The sequence below is a fragment of the Nonomuraea sp. NPDC049419 genome, assembly GCF_040676995.1.
In the GTDB taxonomy this organism is placed as follows: domain Bacteria; phylum Actinomycetota; class Actinomycetes; order Streptosporangiales; family Streptosporangiaceae; genus Nonomuraea; species Nonomuraea salmonea.
The window spans coordinates 44,039-60,034 of sequence record NZ_JBFAQB010000022.1 but is presented as its reverse complement, the minus strand read 5'-3'; the positions used below and the strand labels follow the sequence as shown (position 1 = coordinate 60,034).

At 71.8% G+C, this 15,996-nt stretch carries 12 protein-coding genes; 2 read left to right on the top strand and 10 right to left on the bottom strand.

Annotated features, from left to right (window positions below; all coding sequences use genetic code 11):
* The first annotated feature begins 4 nt into the window (after positions 1-4).
* A complete protein-coding gene (locus AB0K12_RS40585) occupies positions 5-1,204 on the top strand; it encodes an MFS transporter (protein WP_364573191.1) in 1,200 nt (399 codons plus the stop codon).
* On the opposite strand, the gene AB0K12_RS40580 is transcribed toward AB0K12_RS40585, so the two are convergent.
* Genes AB0K12_RS40580 through AB0K12_RS40570 form a run of 3 tightly spaced genes read right to left on the bottom strand, consistent with a single transcriptional unit; the run spans position 1,196 to position 4,550 of the window.
* Positions 1,196-2,062 carry a PfkB family carbohydrate kinase gene (locus AB0K12_RS40580; RefSeq protein ID WP_364573189.1) on the bottom strand — a complete coding sequence of 289 codons (867 nt, stop codon included), beginning with the start codon at positions 2,060-2,062 and terminating at the stop codon, positions 1,196-1,198. The genes AB0K12_RS40585 and AB0K12_RS40580 overlap by 9 nt on opposite strands.
* Positions 2,059-3,084: a LacI family DNA-binding transcriptional regulator gene (locus AB0K12_RS40575; RefSeq protein WP_364573187.1), complete on the bottom strand. Its 1,026-nt coding sequence runs from the start codon at positions 3,082-3,084 to the stop codon at positions 2,059-2,061. The genes AB0K12_RS40580 and AB0K12_RS40575 overlap by 4 nt, the downstream gene beginning before the upstream one ends.
* Positions 3,081-4,550 carry a glycoside hydrolase family 13 protein gene (locus AB0K12_RS40570; RefSeq protein ID WP_364573185.1) on the bottom strand — a complete coding sequence of 490 codons (1,470 nt, stop codon included), beginning with the start codon at positions 4,548-4,550 and terminating at the stop codon, positions 3,081-3,083. Before AB0K12_RS40570 ends, AB0K12_RS40575 begins: the two co-directional genes overlap by 4 nt.
* A 240-nt stretch (positions 4,551-4,790) precedes the next feature.
* Here AB0K12_RS40570 and AB0K12_RS40565 point away from each other — a divergent pair, with 240 nt between their 5' ends.
* Entirely contained in the window at positions 4,791-6,083 is a 1,293-nt protein-coding gene (locus tag AB0K12_RS40565; protein WP_364573183.1) for an ATP-binding cassette domain-containing protein, read from the top strand.
* A gap of 97 nt (positions 6,084-6,180) precedes the next feature.
* Here the strand turns inward: AB0K12_RS40565 and AB0K12_RS40560 are convergent, their stop codons facing one another.
* From AB0K12_RS40560 to AB0K12_RS40530, 7 genes are all read right to left on the bottom strand, one after another.
* Positions 6,181-7,371 (bottom strand): hypothetical protein, encoded by a 1,191-nt coding sequence (locus AB0K12_RS40560; protein WP_364573181.1) that lies wholly within the window; start codon positions 7,369-7,371, stop codon positions 6,181-6,183.
* A gap of 426 nt (positions 7,372-7,797) precedes the next feature.
* Complete coding sequence (locus AB0K12_RS40555) at positions 7,798-9,114, bottom strand: acyltransferase (RefSeq protein ID WP_364573179.1); 1,317 nt, start codon at positions 9,112-9,114, stop codon at positions 7,798-7,800.
* Between the two features lie 83 nt (positions 9,115-9,197).
* Positions 9,198-10,172 carry a cation diffusion facilitator family transporter gene (locus AB0K12_RS40550; protein WP_364573177.1) on the bottom strand — a complete coding sequence of 325 codons (975 nt, stop codon included), beginning with the start codon at positions 10,170-10,172 and terminating at the stop codon, positions 9,198-9,200.
* Between the two features lie 151 nt (positions 10,173-10,323).
* The gene (locus AB0K12_RS40545) at positions 10,324-11,487 is read right to left on the bottom strand and encodes an acyl-CoA dehydrogenase family protein (RefSeq protein WP_364573175.1); all 1,164 of its coding nucleotides are present in this window, start codon (positions 11,485-11,487) and stop codon (positions 10,324-10,326) included.
* A 13-nt stretch (positions 11,488-11,500) separates the two neighbouring features.
* On the bottom strand, positions 11,501-12,013 hold the full coding sequence (locus AB0K12_RS40540; protein WP_364573173.1) for a MaoC family dehydratase: 513 nt from the start codon (positions 12,011-12,013) through the stop codon (positions 11,501-11,503).
* 66 nt (positions 12,014-12,079) lie between these two features.
* A complete protein-coding gene (locus AB0K12_RS40535; protein WP_364573171.1) occupies positions 12,080-12,682 on the bottom strand; it encodes an ACT domain-containing protein in 603 nt (200 codons plus the stop codon).
* Between the two features lie 174 nt (positions 12,683-12,856).
* Complete coding sequence (locus AB0K12_RS40530; protein ID WP_364573169.1) at positions 12,857-15,967, bottom strand: cytochrome P450; 3,111 nt, start codon at positions 15,965-15,967, stop codon at positions 12,857-12,859.
* Positions 15,968-15,996: the final 29 nt, after the last annotated feature.

Below are 15,996 nucleotides of genomic sequence, written 5' to 3'. Positions count from 1 at the left end.
TCGCGTGAGGCGTCCATTCATCACCTTCCTGGCCGCCAACGCCTTATCCGTCACCGGCAACATGCTCTCCATCCTCGCCGTCCCCTGGTTCGTGCTGGAGACGACCGGGAGCGCGGTGCTGACGGGGCTGGCCTCGTTCGCGACCACGTTCCCCATCGTGATCTCCGCGGCCTTCGGCGGCACGCTGGTGGACCGGTTCGGCTACCGGCTGACGAGCGTGGTGTCCGACCTGGTCAGCGGGCTGATCGTGCTGGCCGTCCCGGCGTTGTTCCTGACGACAGGGCTCAGCTATCCGCTGCTGCTGCTGATGCTCTTCCTGCGCTGGCTGGTGACCACGCCGGGCGAGACCGCGCGCAAGGCCATGCTGCCCGACCTGTCGCTGGCGGCCGGGGTGCGCATCGAGCGGGCCACGGCGGCGTACGACGGCGTCTACCGGGGCGCGGCCATGGTCGGGGCGCCGCTGGCCGGGGTGCTGATCCTATGGATCGGCCCGCACCTGCTGCTGTTCGTGGACGGCGTGTCGTTCCTGCTGTCGGCGCTGCTCATCGGGGCGGGCGTGCCGCGCGTACGGCGGAACGCCCGCGACTCGACCGGCTACCTCGGCGATCTGCGGGCCGGGCTGAGCTTCCTCCGGCAGGACCGGCTGCAGCTCAGCGCCACCGCCATGGTCGTCGTGGTCAACCTGCTCGACACGGGCGTCACGCAGGTGCTGCTCGCGCTCTACGCGCGCGAGGTGGTGGGCGACCCGCGCGCCTTCGGCCTGCTCACGGGCGTGCTGGGGGCGGGCGCGGTGGCCGGCACCATCGTGTACGGGGCGGCCGGCGAGCGATTACCGATGCGGCTGACGTACGGGCTGTGCTTCCTGCTGGCCGGGGTGCCAAGGGTGCTGGTGCTGGCCCTGGACGCGCCGTTCCCGGTGGCGGTGGCGGTGACGGCGCTGTCGGGGTTCGCCGCCGGCGCGATCAACCCCATCCTGGGCATCCTGCAGTACGACAGGATCCCCGCCCGGCTGCGGGCCAGGGTGATCGGCGCGATGACGGCCGCCGCGTACGCGGGCATGCCGGTCGGCGGCCTGCTGGCGGGCTCGCTGAGCACGCTGACCGGCCTGGACGTGACGCTGCTCATGTTCACCAGCGTCTACGTGCTGATCTCGGCGCCGCCCTTCGTCTTCCGCGCCTGGCGCGAGCTGGACCGCTCACGGTGAGCGGGCGAGCAGCACCGCCTCGGTGATCGGGGACTCGTGGGTGCCCGGCACGGTGCAGGCGTGGGCCCCTGCGACGGCGCCGAGGCGTACGCACTCCTCCAGGGGCCTGCCGCGCAGGGTGCCGTACAGGAAGCCGGAGACGAACGCGTCGCCGGCGCCGTTGGTGTCGGCGATCGGCCCCGGCAGCGGCGCGGCGGGGAAGGCGCGGACGGCGGAGCCGCGCGTCAGCACCAGGCAGCCGAGCGCGCCGCGCGTGCAGACGACGGTGTGGGCCCGCCCGCGCTCGATGATCTCGTGCATGGTGGCGGCCGGGTCGGGCAGCGCGGCTGCGGACAGGAACACGAGGTCGGCCCGGCGGGCGAAGTCGCGGTGGTAGTCGTTGACGCCGTCCCAGTCGTGCAGGTCGGTGGAGACGGGCACGCCGCCGAGCTCGGCGAGGACGTCGCGGCAGGCGTCGATGATCGACACGTGAGCGTGCCTGACCGGCACGCCGGCGTAAAGCTCGCGGGGCAGCCGCTCGCCCGGCGTGGCCCGCGCGTCGTGCAGCGAGGTGCGGCGGCCGTCGGGGTCCACGAGCAGGACGCTGCGCCGGGTGCCCGCCGCGGCGCGGGCGAAGCGGCAGTCGAGGTCGCGCAGCGCGTCGCGGATGAGCGCGCCCTGCGGGTCGTCGCCGATGAGGTCGGCGAAGACGACGCCGAGGCCGAGCGCGTGGCAGCGGAGCGCGACGCCGGCGCCGGTGTTGCCGATGCGGTCGATGACGGGCGGCACATGGTGGGTGTCGCGGTAGGGCAGCGGCAGCTCGGGAACGTAGACGGTGGTGTCGACGCCGGAGCCGCCGAGCACGAGCAGGTCGCTCACCGGTTGACCAGCGGGCCTGATCCGGTGGAGCCGCGCACGACCAGCTCGGGCTGGAAGATCAGCTCGACGTTCTTCGCGGGCGCGCCGTTGACCTCTTCGAGCAGCGTCTGCACGGCGGCCGACGCCATGGCGCCGATGGGCTTGCGTACGGTGGTCAGCGGCGGATCGGTGAACGCGATGAGCGGCGAGTCGTCGAACCCGACCACCGACACCTCCCCCGGGACCGTCAGTCCCTTCTCCCTGCACGCCCTGATCGCGCCGAGCGCCATGAGGTCGCTGGCGCACACGATGCCGGTGCAGCCCCGGCTGAGCAGTTGCGCGGCGGCGGCCTGGCCGCCCTCGACGGAGAACAGCGAGTGGGCGATCAGCTCTTCGACGTCGGCCGAGCCGAGCAGCTGCGCCATGGCCTGCCGGTAGCCCTCGATCTTCCTGATCACGGGGACGAACCTGCGCGGCCCGAGCGCGAGGCCGATGCGCTCGTGGCCGAGGTCGACGAGGTGCTGCACGGCGAGCCTGGCGGCCATGCGGTCGTCGGGGGAGATGAAGGGCGCGTCGATGTGCTCGCTGTAGCCGTCGACCAGCACGATCGGCAGGCCGCGGTCGGTCAGCCGGGTGTAGCGGTCCATGCGGGCGGTGGTGTCGGCGTGCAGCCCTGAGACGAACACGATGCCGCTCACGCCGCGGTCGACGAGCAGCTCGGTGAACTCGTCCTCCGGCGCGCCGCCGGGCAGCTGGGTGCAGAGGACGGGGGTGTAGCCGTGTTGCGTCAGCGCCTTCTCGATGGCCTGGGCGAAGGCGGGGAAGATCGGGTTGTCCAGCTCGGGGGTCACCAGGCCGACCAGCCCGTTGCTGCGCTGCCGCAGGCGGGGCGGGCGTTCGTAGCCCATGAGGTCGAGTGCGGCCATCACCGCCTGCCGGGTGCTCGCCGAGACGCCCGGCTTGCCGTTGAGCACCCTGCTGACGGTGGCCTCGCTCACCCCGGCCTGGGCGGCGATGTCGGCGAGGCGAGCGTGACCGTTCATGGCTGACACTTTACTTTCCACCAGGCCGCGGAATCCCCTGCTCCAGGGACATCCGAGGCGATGAGCAGCGTGCCGTCCACGCCGAAGCCGACGGGCTCGGCGGTGAGGTTGACGGCGCACACGACCGGCCCCCTGGAGAACATCAGCGTGCCCTCGGGAGAGTCGTGCCAGACCAGGTCGCCGCCGAGGTCGCGGCGCAGCCGCAGCGCCGCACGGTACAGCTCCAAGGTCGAGCCGGGCACGCCCTCCTGGGCCTGCACGCTGAGCTCCGCCCAGCCGGCGGGGATGGGCAGCCAGGGGTCGCGCCAGCCGCCGTCGCGCGTCCAGGGCAGCGGGACGCGGCAGCCGTCGCGGCCGCTGTCGGGGTCGCGCAGCCGCTGCGGGTCCTGGCACAGCTCGGGCGGCAGGTCGAGCACCTCGGGCAGGCCCAGCTCCTCGCCGTTGTAGACGTAGGCCGAGCCGGGCAGCGCGAGCGTGAGCAGCGCGGCGGCGCGCGCTCTCGCCAGGCTGCCGTAGCGGGTGACGTGCCGCTTGACGTCGTGGTTCGACAGCACCCAGGTGGTGGGGGCGCCGGCCGTGGCGGACGTCGCGAGCGAGGCGTCGATCACCTCGCGCAGCTCGGCGGCGTCCCAGGGGGCGAACAGGTAGTGGAAGTTGAACGCCTGGTGCAGCTCGTCGGAGCGCACGTAGTTCGCCAGCCGCTCGGGCGTGGGCGCCCACGCCTCCGCCACCCCGATGCGCTCTCCCGGGTACGAGTCGAGCACCCGCCGCCAGGAGCGGTGGATCTCGTGCACCTCGTCGTTGTCGAAGAACGGCACCGGCTCCCTGCCGACCATCGTGGCCTGCTCGCCGCGCCCGATGTCGGGCAGGCCGCGCGGCTTGACCATGCCGTGCGCGACGTCCACCCGGAAGCCGTCCACGCCCAGGTCGAGCCAGAAGCGCAGGATCGACTCGAACTCGCCGCGCACCTCCTGGTCGTCCCAGTTGAGGTCGGGCTGGGAGGGGTCGAACAGGTGGAGGTACCACTGGCCGTCCTCGACCTGCGTCCAGGCGGAACCGCCGAAGATCGACTCCCAGTCGTTGGGCGTGTCGCGGAAGATGTAGCGCTCGCGGCGCTCGCCGCGCAGCGCCTGCTGGAACCAGGGGTGGGCGGCGGAGGTGTGGTTGGGAACGATGTCGACGATGATCCGCAGCCCGTGGCCGTGCGCCTCGTCGATGAGCGCCTTGGCGTCGGCGAGGGTGCCGAACAGCGGGTCGACGTCGCGGTGGTCGGCCACGTCGTAGCCGAAGTCGGCCATCGGCGAGGGGTAGAAGGGCGTCAGCCAGAGGGCGTCGACGCCGAGACCGGCGAGGTACGGCAGGCGATCGCGAACGCCGATCAGGTCGCCCACGCCGTCACCGTTGCCGTCGGCGAAGCTGCGCACGTAGACCTGGTAAATCACGGCATTTCGCCACCAGTCGGTCATCGGTCTCCCCCGCGGTCTCCGGCACGTTCGGACTATGAAATCCCTTTCCGCAAGTTTACGCAACTCCTTCCACGCCTATCAGATCCGGAAATCTGTGCGTTCGGATGCCCAAAACTCCCGTCCGAAACGCCTGCCGAATGAGATTCTTTATGTCAAGGGTGGACATGTAGCGTTAAGGCGCGATGTACTACCTCTTCAATCAGCCCCGTCACAGGTGACACGCGCGCAAGGTGTGGGCCCATGAGCTCGGTCGTTCTCGACAAAGTGTCAAAGGTGTATCCGGGCGACTATCTCGCGGTCGACCGGCTGAGCCTTCAAGCGCAAGACGGTGAGTTCCTCGTGCTGCTCGGCCCATCGGGCTGCGGCAAGTCCACCCTCCTCCGCATGATCGCGGGACTGGAGGACATCACCGAGGGCGACCTGTGGCTGGACGGCGAACTGGCCAACCACCTCGCGCCGCGCGACCGCGACGTGGCGATGGTCTTCCAGAACGGCGCCCTCTACCCCCACAGAACGGTCAGAGGGAACATCGCCTTCCCCTTGGAGATCGCCAAGGCCGACCCCGCGATGGTCCGCGAGCGCGTCACCGAGCTGTCCAAGGCGCTGCACATCGACGAGACGCTCGAACGCCGGCCCGGCACCCTGTCCGGCGGCCAGCGGCAGCGGGTGGCCATGGGGCGGGCCATCGTCCGCCAGCCCAAGCTGTTCCTCATGGACGAGCCGCTGTCGAACCTCGACGCCGGCATGCGCACCGAGCTGCGCATGGAGATCTCGGCGCTGGTCAGATCGCTCGGCGTCACCACCATCTACGTCACCCACGACCAGGTCGAGGCGCTCACCCTGGCCGACCGCATCGCGATCCTGAATCGCGGGGTCCTCCAGGACGTCGGCACCCCGGCCCAGATTTACAACGATCCAGCGACCGCGTTCGTGGCCGCGTTCCTCAACTCCCAGCAGTTGAACCTGTTAGCGGCCGGTGTCAGGACGCCGCAGAACCAGTACGTCATGCTCGACTTCGGGCCGCACCGGCTGACGATGCCGTGGAGCGATCCCAGGGCGTACGCGATCTCGCAGCACACCGGCGGGCAGGTACTCGTCGGGCTGCGGCCGGACGGGCTCGCGCCGGTGCCCGAGTCGTACGAGGGGCCGGCCTTCTACGGGCGGGTGCGGGCGCTGGAGTACCACGGGCACGAGTGGCTGGCGTACCTGGAGTGCGGGATGCCGGCCGTACCGGTGCCTGAGCCGCCCGACCCGCGGCAGCGGCGGCGCTCCGGCGGGGGCGCGAACGGCACGGGCAAGCTGACCGGGCTGGTGCGGCGGCTGTTCTCCCGCGAGGAAGAGGAGTGGCAGGAGCAGGAGCAGGTCGGGCAGCACCCCAACGGCAGCGGCATCCACCGCCGCTCCGACCTGATCGTCCGCCTGGGCAACCGGCCGATCTGGCGCCAGGGGGACGCCGCCAAGGTGGCCGTCGACCTCTCGCGCATCATGATCTTCACCTCGGACGGCGCCCGCATCGACCCACCCCGCCGCTGACCCGCGACGCCCCCGCAGGCGGATACCCCGCCTTTGCCGAGCCCGCGTGCCGACGGCGGGTTCACGGCCACGCGCGTCGGCCGTCGTCATCGGTGTTCTAGGCGAGACTCCAGCGGGAGCCCTCGGGAGTGTCCTCGACGGCGACGCCGCCTTGGACCAGGGCCGCGCGCAGGGCGTCGGCGACGTCGTACCGGCCGCTCTCCCGCAGCGAGGCCCGCAGCTCGAGCAGCGGCTCCACCAGGGCGCTCAGGCCATCCGAGCGCCGGCCGGACGCGGCGGCCAGCTCACCGAGCCGGGCGATCAGCAGCCGCACCAGCTCCCTGGCCTGCTCCACGCCGCCCGAGTCCTCCTCGGTGTCGGCCGCCCACTTGACCATCTCCGCCTCCAGGTCGAGCACCGCCCCGGCGGCCACCACCGGATCGTGCCTGCCCACGGCCGCGTTGAACGCCTCCTCGCACGACCGGATCGACTCCTCCAGCGTCACCTCGGCGGGCACGGCCCGCGGCTCAGGTGCGGCAGGGGCGGGTGCGGCGCCCGCTGTCCTCCCCTCGGCCAGGCGGCGCAGCTCGGCCAGGTCCGTACGGGTGCCGGCCGGCAGCACCGTCACCGACCCGGGCAGCCGCACGGTCAGCCCACCGCGCCCCGCCACCCGCACCTCCTCGCTGTGCAGGTCGATGACCAGCGCGGTGTGCTCGTCGACGCCGAGCACGGCGGTGCCGGGCGGCAGCTCGCGTTCCATGCGGGACAGCCGCCGCTCCCCCAGGTAGCAGAAGCGGGTGTCGTGGGTGCCGCCCTCGGCGTTGTCGAAGTGCGGGATCAGCACCGCCCGCAGCCCCAGCGGCTCCAGCAGGTCGAGCCCCTCGCGCCAGTGCGGCTCCGCGCCCACCTTGTAGATCTCGTAGACCGGCACGGTGGCCAGGCCCGCCGTGCAGGCCGCCGCCGACGCCAGCACGGTCACACCCGAGCGGGCGCGTACGCGGGCCCGCAGATCACCCGCGACACCCGAGCCGGCCCAGCGGTCGAGCGCGTACGTGGGACTGCCGGGCCCCGAGAACACCCAGTCGGCGCCGGTGATCGCCGGCGAGACCTCGACCTCGAGCCCGACACTGCGGGCGAAGTAGCGGCGGGCGCGGGCGGAGATGTCGGCGCAGTTCTCCTGGAAGGCGTAGGGAGTGTCGAGCAGCACGGCCCGCGCCCCCGCGCGCAGCGTCCGCGCCGCGGCGCGGTGGACCTCGACCATGGTCGGGCTCGTCTCGCCCGACCCCATCAACACCAGCAAACCGGGCATGGCTGTCGGCCTCTCTCTCGCACGCCCTCGATCACAACCCGGCCGCCCTGCCGTTTCAAGAGCGAAAAGGGACATGCCCGTGGAACGCACCTGCACATGATTGGCAGTAAGTTGGTGACGGTGACGGCAGGACACGTGGTCTCGGTCGAGACGCTCATGCTACGGGTGGACGCGCGGCGCCGCTGGTCGTACCGGTCGGCCTTGACCAGCCCACGACCCGGCGAGAGCCCCGACGCGGCGGCCCGGCGGCTGGCCGGCGTGGCCGCCGGCGACTCGGTCACCGTCGTCCACTCCACGAGCTGGCGCTACGAGCCCGACGGGAGAGTCGTCCTCACCTACGCGATCTGCCCCGACCCCGAGCCGTGGCTGCCCGCCGTCGAGGTGCCGGTGCTGGAGATCGCCCGCGGCCGGGCTCCCGCGGCGCCGTCACCCGACCGCGTCGCCCTGGCCAACGTGGTCGCCCACGCCGTGCGGCACCTGGCGTTCCTGATGGCCGAGGACCCGGTCGTCGCCCGCGTCCTCGCGCGGCACCCGCGCCTCGCCGCCGCCCTGGAGCCCGCCGCGGCACCGGCGTGAGACCCGCCGGCCGAGGTCCTGCATCGGCTTCTCCACGAACCGGTACGTCAGCGCGCTCGCCCCGATGATCACCGCCAGCGCCACGGCGGTCATCAGCAGCTGGTACGGCAGCGCCGCCTGCCGCAGATCCCCACTGACCTGCACGAAATATTTCAGCAGCGGATGGTGCACCAGGTAGAGCGAGTAACTGATCAGCCCGAACCACACCAGCACCCGCGGCAGCCGCCGCCCCCGCAACGCCATCCCGCCCGCGAACGTGGCCGCCGCCAGCGCGATCGTCGTCAGCCAGACGTCGGCCCGCACCCACCACCAGCCGCTCTCGATGGCCCAGACGGGCGCGATCACCACCAGCGCCGCCGTCACCGCCACCGGCCACAGCGGCCCGGTGCCGCGCTCCCACCGGTAGATCGCCGTCCCCGCGAACATCACCGCCAGCACCGCCGCCCCCAGCCACGGCACCCGGCTGCTCAGCAGCAGGCAGGCCACCGCCATCACGCCCAGCAGGCACGCCGAGACCGTACGCAGGCGGCCCAGCACCACGCCCGTCAGGCCGAGGACGAACACCGCGCACGACATGTACGCCGGCCACCCGCCCCCGAACACCGCCCCCGACGCCACCAGCCCCACCAGCACCGCCGCCACCGCGAACACGATCGCCCACGTCCCGCTGCGCTCATGCCCGCGCGTCAGGAACAGCGCCGTGACCACCAGGTAGAACACCATCTCGTACGACAGGGTCCACATCGTGTCGGCCACCCCGCCGATGCCCACGACGTCGAGCAGCATCGTCGCGTGCGCCGCCACCGCGCTGCCGTCCCGCACCACCGCCTCCCGCACCGGCACCCACCAGGCGAGCGCCAGCACGAGCACGATGATCGCGAGGTAGAGCGGGTAGAGCCGGAAGAACCGGCTGATCCAAAAAGCCCGCACATCACCGTGCCGCTCCAGCGACGCCGGGATGATGTAGCCGCTGACCAGGAAGAACACGAAAATCCCGTACACGCCGAGACTGAACCAGTAGGGCCTCAGACTGGGCACGAACCACGGCAGCATGTGCTCGGCCACCACCGCGAGCGCACCGATCCCCCGCAGAGCGTCGAGCCAGGCGAGCCTGGAGGATGAGGTGAGGGCGGCCGGGGACGCGGGGGATGAAGCGGCTGCGGACACCCGCAACAAACTACCCGTAACGCCCCGGCCGATGCGCCAGGCTCAGCGAAACCACACCCGTGCGACCGGCTGTAAGGGCGGGGTCAGTGGTGGCGGTGGGTGGTGAGGGTGGCGTGGTGGTCGGCGTCGGCGGGGCCGTCGGGGTCGGTGTGGACGGTGGCGGCTCGCAGGCGTGGGAGTTCGTGGATGAGGCGGTGTTCGGCTTCGACCGCGACCCCATGAGCGGTGATGACGGACATGTCGTGGGGGACGAGGATGTCGACCTCGGCGTGCAGGGCGTGGCCGATCCAGCGCAGACGTACGGAGCCCACGCGGCGGACGCCGTTCACCGAGGTGAGGATGCCTTCCGCGGCGTCCACGAGGGCGGGGTCGACGGCGTCCATGAGGCGGTGGTAGATCTCGCGGGCCGCGTCGCGCAGCACGAAGCAGATGGCGACGGTGATCAGCAGGCCCACGACGGGGTCGGCCGGCGGCAGGCCGAGTGCGGCGCCCCCGGCGCCCAGGAGGACGGCCAGGGAGGTGAAGCCGTCGGTCCTGGCGTGCAGGCCGTCGGCGACGAGGGCGGCCGAGCCGATCTCCTTGCCGACTTTGATGCGGTAGCGGGCGACCCACTCGTTCCCCGCGAACCCGATCAGTGCCGCCCCGGCCACCCAGCCGACCGCCCTGATCTCCTGGGGGTCGAGGAGGCGGGTGACGGCCTCGTACCCGGCGAGGGCCGCGGAGACGGCGATGAGCGCGACGATGACGATGCCCGCGAGGTCCTCGGCCCTGCCATAGCCGTAGGTGTAGCGGCGGGTGGCGGCGCGGCGGCCGAGCGAGAACGCGATGGCCAGCGGGACGGCGGTGAGGGCGTCGGCCAGGTTGTGCAGCGTGTCGCCGAGCAGCGCGACCGAGCCGGACGCCGCCACGATGACGGCCTGGACGGCGGCGGTGACCATGAGGACGGCGAACGAGACGGCCAGCACGCGCATGCCCCTGCTGCTGGTCTCCAGGGCGGTGTCGGTCTTGCCGGCGGTGTCGTGGCTGTGCGGGGTGACGGCGTGCGTGATCCGCTTCACCGCACCTCGGATCCCCCGCCACCGGTCCGAACGCCGATGCCCATGCCCGTGCCCGTGCCCGTGGGCGGTGTCCTCGTCGTCGGACATGGCGTTCCTCGCTCCCGCAGTCCCTCCGCGCCCAGGATAAGCAGCGGTCCAGGGAACGGCGGAGTCACCAGCCGACCTTGCCCTTTCCCGAGATGAGCGAGCGCGCGATGACCATGCGCTGCACGTCGTTGGTGCCCTCGCCGATCGCCATGAGCGGCGCGTCGCGGTAGAGCCGCTCGACCACGTACTCCTGCGAGTACCCGTACCCGCCGTGGATGCGCATCGCCTCCAGGGACGCCTTCAGCGCCACCTCGGAGGCGAAGTACTTGGCCATGCCGGCCTCCATGTCCACCCGCCGGCCTCCGTCTGCCTGGGAGGCCGCCCAGTACGTGAGCAGCCGGGCCGCCTGGATCTCGGTCGCCATGTCGGCCAGCTTGAGCTGGATGGCCTGGAAATCGGCGATGGGCTGCCCGAAGGCGGTGCGGTCGCGGGAGTAGGCGAGCGCGGCGTCGTACGCGGCCTGGGCGACCCCGACGGCGCGGGCGGCGATGTTGATGCGGCCCATCTCCAGCCCGCCCAGCACCTGCTGCATGCCGCGCCCCTCGACGCCGCCGAGCAGGCACGAGACCGGCACCCGCACCTCGTCGAGCACGACCTCGCAGGTCTCGGTGCCCTTGTAGCCGAGCTTGGGCAGGTCGCGGCTGACGGAGAAGCCGGGCAGATCGGGGTCGACGAGCAGCACCGACATGCCCTTGTGGGCGGGCTCCTCGATGGAGGTCTTGGCCAGGACGGGCAGCGGGTCGGCGTGGCGGGCGTTGGTGATCCAGGTCTTGGTGCCGGTGACGACGTAGTGGTCGCCGTCGCGGACCGCGCGGGTCTGGATGCCCTGCAGGTCGGTGCCGGCGCCTGGCTCGGTCAGGGCGATGGCGGTGCGCCGCGCGCCGGTGGCGAGGTCGGGCAGGTGGCGGCGTTTCTGCTCGTCGGTGCCGTGGCGGGCGATCATCCAGCAGGCCAGCGAGTGGGAGCCGATCGTGCCGGCGACGCCCATCCAGCCGCGCGCGATCTCCTCGAAGACGAGCGCGAAGGAGACCATGTCGGCGGCGAGGCCCCCGTACTCCTCGGGGACGGACAGCCCGAACAGCCCCATCTGCTTCATCTTGTCGATGATCTCGGCCGGGTAGCGCCCGGAGTGCTCCCATTCGGTGGCGACCGGCACGATCTCCTTGTCCACGAACGCGCGCAGGGTCTCGCGGAACGCCTTCTGCTCGTCGGTCAGCTCGAAGTCCATGTGACTCAACTCCTCAGAGCGGGCCGGTCCTGGCCTGGGGGAAGTAGCCCTTGTCGTGGGGGGCGTCGCGCTTGTAGACCATGACGGTGCGGGTCCAGGACATGATCTCGTCGCCGTCCTGGTTGAGGCCGCGCGTGTACGCGGTGACGATCCCGGCGTACGGCCGCGACTTCGACTCCCGCTTGGCGGTCACCTTCGACTCGGCGTAGAGGGTGTCGCCGACGAAGACGGGGTGGGTGAGCTTGATGTCGGTCCAGCCCAGGTTCATGATCGCGGTCTGGCTGACGTCGATGACGGACAGGCCGAGCACGATGGCCACGGTCAGCCCCGAGTTCACGATGATCTTCCCGGTGGGGGCCTTGGCGGCGAAGTGGGCGTTGAAGTGGTTCTGGTTCGTGTTCATCGTCAGGAGCGTGAACCAGGTGTTGTCGGCCTCGCTGACGGTGCGGCCCATGGGGTGCTGGTAGACGTCCCCGACGGTGAAGTCCTCGTAGTAGCGGCCGATGGCGGGCTCGTGGACGGTCAAGGGCGGCTCCTGTTCACACCGTCGTGACCGCCCACGTTAGTGACCAGATCATTATTCGGTCAACGGTTACGCGCGGGCCGCCAGCTTGGACACCACGTCCACGATGCGGGCGGCGCGCTCCACCTCGGCGCGGTGGAAGTCGGGCCCGTCGGCCCGCGCCACCACCACGTGCAGCCCGGCGGTGACGACGGGCAGCAGCATGAGGCGCAGCTTCTCGGCGTCCCTGGCGACCGCCCTCGGGGGCGGCTCCGGCAGGTCGAACGAGGCGGGCGCGGCGTGCGAGGCGTGCCGGACGACGCCGTCGGCCACCGCCAGCGACCACTCGGCCCCGCACAGGCCCGGCAGCGCGTCCACGAGCGTGGCGAAGCCCCGGGCGGGCTCGCTGGCGACGTGCATGAGCAGGTCGTAGTCGAGGGCGGAGCCGGGCACCTCCTTGGTGGGCCACACCCCTTCGACCCGGACCCCCGGCAGGGCGGAGAGCCGCTCGCGCGCCTCTTCTGTGGTCACCGGCGCGGGCCAGGAGACGGTGAAGTCGTCCACCGCCCGTCCTGCCTCGCGTTCGAGCACGGTGACCTGCAGGATGTCGGCGCCCAAAGCGCCCAGGGCCTTGGCCACCTGGCCGAGTCCGCCGGGCCTGTCGGGCAGTGACACCCTCAGACGCAGCAGCATGTCCGCCCCCTTTCCGCAGAGGCTTTCACAGTGCCGTGGACAAGTTTCGAGCATGTTCCACGGATATGTCGTGCACGCTGCGGTTATATCCAACATTGCAGTTTTAAGTCCGGATTGTCGATAAAGGGACTGTCCGCCCCAGCGCATCCCCGGACAAAGCGCCGCTCGAAACGCTCAGGCGAACACGTCCTGCTGGTAGCGGCCCCGCTCCTCCAGCTCCGCCAGCCACGCGGCCCCGTCCTCACCGGTCCTGTCCCGGTGAATGCCGAGCAGGACCTGGCGGACGGCCGGCGCCATCCGGAGGCCGTCGCCGCAGACGTACACGTGCGCGCCCTGCTCCAGCAGCTCCCACACCTCCTCGGCGTGCGCCGCCACGGCGTCCTGCACGAACCGGTACGGATGCCCCGCCACCGCCGAGTACGCCCGATGCACGCGCACCCCGCCGCCCTGCTCCCAGGCGGCCAGCTCGCCCCCGTAGAGCAGGTCGTGCTCGGGATGCCGGCAACCGGTGAACACCAGGGCAGGCCCGCTCGCCCCGCCCAGCGCCCGCTCCTCCAGGAAGCCGCGCAGCGGCGCGAACCCGGTGCCGGGCCCGACGAGGATCACCGGCGTTGCGGGATCGGCGGGCAGCCGGAACGGCGGCGCGGGCACCCGGACGTACCCGTAGAAGACGTCCCCCTCCTTCAGCCCGGCCAGGTACGCCGAGCACATGCCCTGGTACGTCCCGCTGCCCGACAGGGCGGGACCCTCGACCAGGCCGACGGTGAGCCGGACCAGGCGGGGGTCGGCCAGCGGCGAGGAGGAGACCGAGTAGTAGCGCGGCCTGATGGGCCCGGCCATCTCCAGGAAGACGGGAAGCGGCAGCTCGATGGCGGGGAAGCGTTCGAGCAGCGCGAGCGGCGAGACCCGCTTGGCGAGGATCTCGTCGGCGTAGGAGGCGGTCAGCTCGGCGAGCTGCCGCGTGGTCCACGGGCAGGCGGTGTGCGCGGCGAGCAGCTCCAGGTCCGACCTGGTGGCGACCTCCTGCAGCTCGGCGAACTCGGTGAGCAGCAGCCCGGCGGTGACCGGCGTGCCGACGGGCAGGTGGGTGGCGCTCTCGGCGCGCAGCCTGACGACCTGCTCGCGCGGCACCCGCAGGCAGCGCAGCGCCCACTCCACCAGCTCGGGGTCGTTCTTGGCGAAGACGGCCACGTGGTCGCCCGCCTCGTACGTGACGCCCTCGGGCAGCCTGGCCAGGATCGAGCGCACGCCGGGGCGCGGCGGCTCGGTGGAGAAGTCCCAGAGCCCGGCCGGGTCGCCGGTCAGCTCCTCGGTGGCGACCACGGTGAACGGCGCGGCCCGCTCCGACACCACCGACGGCCGGACCTCGGCCTCGGTGAGCACCTCCATCTCGTAGCGGGGCCCGGCGCCCCCGGCGGCGGCGCTGTACTCCGCGGCCAGCGCCGCCCACAGGCGGGTGGTCCAGGCCGTGACGTCGCCGTCGAAGTCGCCGTCGGTGTCGGCCTCGCCCCGCTCGACGATGGGCACGGCTCCCGCGGCGGTCAGCTTCTCGTACGCGCGCCGCGGGAAGTCCTGGTACGTCGGCCACTGCGTGTTCCCGCAGCCCAGCACGGCCAGCCGCACCCCCGACAGGTCGGGCAGGGCCTCCAGGGCGTCGAAGCGCTGGGCGTTGTCGGGCGCCTTGCCGTTGTAGGAGGAGGCGACCACGATCAGCAGGCCCTCGCTGGGCGGGGTCAGCTCGTCGAGCGTGGTGAGCGTGGTGGCGAAGCCGGCCCGGCCGGCCCGCTCGGCCAGCCGCTCGGCGAGGTCGGCGCTGGTGCCGAGGTTGGAGCCGTAGGCGACGGTGAGCGGCACCCCGGTCACCGTGACGTCCTGCTGCTCGCTCCGCTCGGCGGGCTCGGAGGTCACGGTGGCCCGCTCGTGCGCGCGGCGCTCGCGGACCCGCAGCGTGAAGCCGTCGGGCTTGAGGGTGAGCGTCTGCTTGATCCGCATCCGGTACGCGGCAGGATCGGACAGCGCAAAGCGGCGCAGGATCATGGCGAGGGCGAGCCTGGCCTCGGTGAGCGCGAACTGGCGGCCGATGCAGGCCCGCTCGCCGTTGCCGAACGGCTTGTACGCGGCGGGGTGGTGGTGCTTCCTGTTCTCGGGCAGCCAGCGGTCGATGTCGAACTCGTCGGGCCGCTCCCACGCCTTGGGGCTGCGGTGCAGCAGCGGCAGCAGCACGCCGACACCCTGGTCCGCGGGAATCGGGTAGCCGCCGATCCTGGTGTCGCGGACGGCGCTGACGTTGAAGAGCGGAATGGGCGACCAGATCCGCAGCGTCTCGTCCAGGACGCGCGGGATGACGTCCAGCTTCATGATCGTCTCGTATGCGGGCGGCTCGTCGCCGGGCAGCAGCCGGTCCACCTCGTCGTACGCGCGGGCCAGGGTGTGCGGCTCGCGCAGCAGGTTGTACAGGGCGAAGGAGAGCAGCCCGCTGGTGGTCTCGTGGCCGGCGATGAGGAAGGTGAGCACCTGGTCGCGGATGTTCTCATCCGGCAGCCGGGCGCCGGTGCGCGGGTCGGCGGCCTCCATCATGAGCCCCAGCAGGTCTTTCGCCTCCCTGGAGCCCTCGGCCCTGCGCCGCTTGATCACGTCGTCCACCAGCGACTGCATGGTGGCGATGTCGCGCCGGTAGGAGCGCTCGTCCGCCTTCCTGAGCCTGGTCACGACGGGCAGCCGCTGGTTGCGCAGCATGGCATGGGTCAGCGCGCCGCCCATGGCCGTCAGGAAGGGGTGCAGCTCGGGCGAGTCGAAGGAGCGGAAGCGGTAGCCGAAGCCGGTGAGCGAGATCGTGTCGAGGGTGAGCCTGGTCATGTCGTCGGAGACGGGCAGGTCCTGGCCCTGGCGGGCGGCCCACGAGCCGACGAGCTGCTCGGCGATCTCCAGCATCTGCGGGTAGTACGCCTTCATCGAGCGCTGGCTGAAGGCGGGCATCAGGATGCGGTGGGCGTGCCCCCACACGGGCTCGCCGGCGTCGGCGGTGAACAGCCCGTCGCCGGCGAAGTCGCGCACGATCGTCAGCGGCGGCTTGATGCGCTTGACGAAGCGGCTCTCGTCGCACACCTCGCTGACCAGGTCGGGGTCGTGGACGAGGACGACCCGGCGGCCGGCGATCTCGAACTGGACGATGCCCTCGTCGTACTCGGCGGCCACCTTCATGAAGTGCTCGACCGGGGCGTGCGAGGGGATCTGCAGCGTGTTGCCGACGAACGGCAGGCCCTTCGGGGCCGGAATCCGCGCCATGGGGTGCTCCCTTCATAGCCATACACCGT

Bases quoted from the DNA above. Each gene is read 5' to 3' on its own strand.
- AB0K12_RS40575 (WP_364573187.1), bottom strand. From the start codon at position 3,084: ATGAACGGTCACGCTCGCCTCGCCGACATCGCCGCCCAGGCCGGGGTG.
- AB0K12_RS40530 (WP_364573169.1), bottom strand. From the start codon at position 15,967: ATGGCGCGGATTCCGGCCCCGAAGGGCCTGCCGTTCGTCGGCAACACG.
- AB0K12_RS40535 (WP_364573171.1), bottom strand. From the start codon at position 12,682: ATGCTGCTGCGTCTGAGGGTGTCACTGCCCGACAGGCCCGGCGGACTC.
- AB0K12_RS40560 (WP_364573181.1), bottom strand. From the start codon at position 7,371: ATGCCCGGTTTGCTGGTGTTGATGGGGTCGGGCGAGACGAGCCCGACC.
- AB0K12_RS40565 (WP_364573183.1), top strand. From the start codon at position 4,791: ATGAGCTCGGTCGTTCTCGACAAAGTGTCAAAGGTGTATCCGGGCGAC.
- AB0K12_RS40545 (WP_364573175.1), bottom strand. From the start codon at position 11,487: ATGGACTTCGAGCTGACCGACGAGCAGAAGGCGTTCCGCGAGACCCTG.
- AB0K12_RS40570 (WP_364573185.1), bottom strand. From the start codon at position 4,550: ATGACCGACTGGTGGCGAAATGCCGTGATTTACCAGGTCTACGTGCGC.